Consider the following 492-nt stretch of genomic DNA (forward strand, 5'->3'; position numbering starts at 1 on the left):
CGCCGGCTTCTTCCTGTACGGACGGGTGGCGCCGTTCGCCGACTGTGGCGTCCTGTCCCGGCAGGACCTCCGGACGCTCTGCGACCCGCGGCCGGTGGCGCAGCGCCCACAACCCGACATGTACCTGTGGCCCCACGACTCGCTGCTGCGCCAGGGCAATCGCGGCATCCCCGCCGGGCGCGAGGAGCTCGCCGGGCAGTTCGCCGCCGAGGTCGTCCGGGCCCAACCGGCGATGGTGGCCACCACCACGGCTACCTATCTGATCGGCTACTTCTCGCCCGTCCGGCACGAGAACGCGCGGACCTCGCGGGCGGCGACCTGGGAGATGCCCGCGGAGCTGACCAACGTCCTGCCTGCTAAGAACCCGCATGCCGCCGACGGCCACTACGTCCTCACCGGGATCTCCCGGCCGCTCGCCGGGGTCCTCTCGACGTACAGCCGTCTGAGCTACCTGCCCATGCCCCTGGTGGGAACCGGTCTGCTCGCCGGCGT

General features: G+C 72.0%; 1 pseudogene. It reads left to right on the forward strand.

Annotation, left to right across the window (positions count from 1 at the left end):
* A pseudogene (locus DD1DGNOD_RS27770) lies at positions 1 to 492 on the forward strand (hypothetical protein); the annotation flags it as partial.

Source organism: Candidatus Protofrankia californiensis, from assembly GCF_900634765.1.
Lineage (GTDB): Bacteria > Actinomycetota > Actinomycetes > Frankiales > Frankiaceae > Protofrankia > Protofrankia californiensis.